Source organism: Pedobacter sp. UBA4863, assembly GCF_002399615.1.
Lineage (GTDB): Bacteria > Bacteroidota > Bacteroidia > Sphingobacteriales > Sphingobacteriaceae > Pedobacter.
Genome location: NZ_DHDZ01000023.1, coordinates 1 through 2,679, shown reverse-complemented (window position 1 = coordinate 2,679; position 2,679 = coordinate 1). Strand labels below are relative to the sequence as shown.

The window sequence follows — 2,679 nt, the reverse complement described above, 5'->3', positions numbered from 1 at the left end:
TGGGTAATGGTTGTGGTTCATATCGTTTGTTTCTATTTCTTTTTCTCCTCTACCGATAAATCGGCACAAGTTAGCCGGCTGGGCCTACTTCTTTTCCATTGATGAAAAGAAGCAAAAATCTAGGCTGTATTGCCTTCCTTATACTAGCCTAGCAAAACTTTATTGGCGAAATTAGAATGCCTCCCCTCCTCTCTTTCCATTGCACGGCTGCCTAATTTCTTGTACCTGCTATATACACGTTCCTACATAAGTTTATAGAGTGTTTTTTGTTGTTTTTACATTTGTCTCTATGAGCTCTAGGTTTCTCCTATCGGTTCGCTGACTACTACTGCGGAATCCAATAAGGCCGTCCTTCGTGCTTAGCAATGCCAGTGCTGCTTTACACTATCCAAATACCTCCTTTCACAAGGCCCGTCATATCGACGATCCGTAGGGAGGAGATATCCCCAAGTTCATTAGCACTACCCCATCTTCCGCCCTCCTTTCGCTTTTGTTTGTTATGCTGAGCTTCCCGACTTATCGGGACAAGTAGTAAAAGCATCTGCAAGTTGTTTTGCATTAGCCCTGCTACTCTTTTGGGTTGTTAATAAATATTTTTAGACCATACCAGCCCCATGAAGGCGTATTTTACACGCCTTTAGGGGAAACCTTATTTGCTTTATTGGAAAAAATACCTACCTTAGAATTACGACAAACCAACGTAGCTGTACCTTTTAGCCCGTAAGCTATAAGGGCTGGTAACCAAACAAAATATAAACCAAGCTAAAGAACCGAAGGCGCTCTCTGCACCCTCCCATTTTTTTTATTGGTCTTTTTTATTTGGAATTTCTGGCAAACGCTACGTAGGTGAACAGATTACGTTCTTTATAATAATAGATTGGGAAAAGCCATACCTAGCCTCCTTGAGGTTGCGGTATAGTACGGAGCTTAATTTGTTCGTTTTCATAAACGGTTAATTTGGTTATGTAAAACGATGTGTACCCGTAAAGCAATAGAAGGAAACCGAATTGGTGAGAAACCAATACGGGCGAACTCCGCTGCTTTTGAATGAGGTACCGTCAAGAACCGCTCAAACCTAAGATTTGAGTTCCACAAAAGACTAACACAGAGCCCGCCCGTATTGAATAATATATCAAAGATATAAATATCCAATAGCAAAGGCGAACTCACGATAGACCCATGTGGAAAATTTGACGGTTTTCATTCATGAGTGACATCGTAAAAAGTAAGGCTTACACCCCGCTCTATTTTGTCGCTAATTAATAAAACAATATTACAAAAAGTTTCTCATTAAACGTTAAACTTTTTGAATTTATTTTTCGATAAAATGAAGAAGATAAATCGTTTAGCGGAAGTTTTTCTAAAAAAAGACATCTACAATAGAGAAATAGCTAAGCTTTTGAATAAATCGGAGCAGACAATTTCTAAATGGACAAATAACCATAGGCAACCCTCTCTTGAAGATTTATATACAATTGCGGAGCATTTGCAAATTGATATTAGAGAGTTATTATATCAAAGTGATTGGAGTGAGAGTAAGGTTGAGGAGCTTGACAAGAAGAAATAGCCAATTAAATGAATAAAAACGACAGCGAGAGTAAGCAGTTTGAGGAGAGGATAATTGAGATAGATAAATAAAACGATAAACACTTATGGCTAAAGAACTATCGAAACAGACACCGAACCTATTTGAACAAATTAAGCAAATAGATGAAACAGGGAATGAGTATTGGACTTCACGTACTTTAGCCAAAACATTAGACTATTCTGAGTATAGGCATTTTATTCCTGTTGTAGAGAGAGCAAAAGAAGCTTGCAAAAACAGCGCACAAGATATTTCTGATCATTTCGAGGACATCCTCGAAATGATACCCATAGCAAAAACAGCCAAACGGCAAGTTGAAAGTATAAAGCTATCGCGTTATGCTTGTTATTTAATAGTACAAAATGCAGACCCAAGCAAAGAAGTGGTTGCATTAGGCCAAACTTATTTTGCTGTACAAACCCGTTTGCAAGAAATACAGCAAATGGAGGCTTATAATAAGCTTCAAAGTGAGGATAAGAAAAGACTGTTTCTGAGGGATGAATTGGCAAAGCACAACATTCAGCTTGCCGCAGCAGCTAAAAAAGCGGGGGTAATTGAAAGTATTGATTATGCAATATTTCAAAACCACGGATATATGGGGCTGTATGGGGGTTTAGATGCCAAGAAGATACATGCAAAAAAGGGTTTAAAGAAAAGCCAGCAGATATTAGACCACATGGGCAGTACCGAATTAGCAGCTAATCTATTTCGTGCTACACAAACAGAAGAAAAACTAAGGCGTGAACAAATACAGGGAAAGCATGCTGCCAACCAAACGCATTTTGAAGTAGGAAAAACAGTGAGAAAAACAATTGAGGAATTGGGCGGTACCATGCCCGAAGATTTGCCTACGGCAGAAAGTATCAAAAAATTGGAAAAAGCGGAGAAGCCAAAAGTGATAAAGGCCACGTCAGTAAAAAAGAAAAGGAATTAAATTGAATAATCCTGAACTGATTAAGAGATTGAAGGAGTTTGCGGAGGGGTATAAGGAAAAAAATAAGTAGCTGAAGAAATAGCAAAAACTACACAAAGCCAGCAAGATATGGTTGTATTTATGTAGTTTTATTACACATACCTGTTGTGCATTTAGGAAA

At 38.3% G+C, this 2,679-nt stretch carries 2 protein-coding genes; both read left to right on the top strand.

Translation table 11 applies throughout. The features are described 5' to 3' along the window. Positions 1 to 1,327 precede the first annotated feature (1,327 nt). On the top strand, positions 1,328 to 1,567 hold the full coding sequence (locus B3I52_RS03975) for a helix-turn-helix transcriptional regulator (protein ID WP_293299039.1): 240 nt from the start codon (positions 1,328 to 1,330) through the stop codon (positions 1,565 to 1,567). Positions 1,568 to 1,652: 85 nt separating this feature from the next. After that, the gene (dinD, locus tag B3I52_RS03970; RefSeq protein WP_293299036.1) at positions 1,653 to 2,519 is read left to right on the top strand and encodes a DNA damage-inducible protein D; all 867 of its coding nucleotides are present in this window, start codon (positions 1,653 to 1,655) and stop codon (positions 2,517 to 2,519) included. Positions 2,520 to 2,679: the final 160 nt, after the last annotated feature.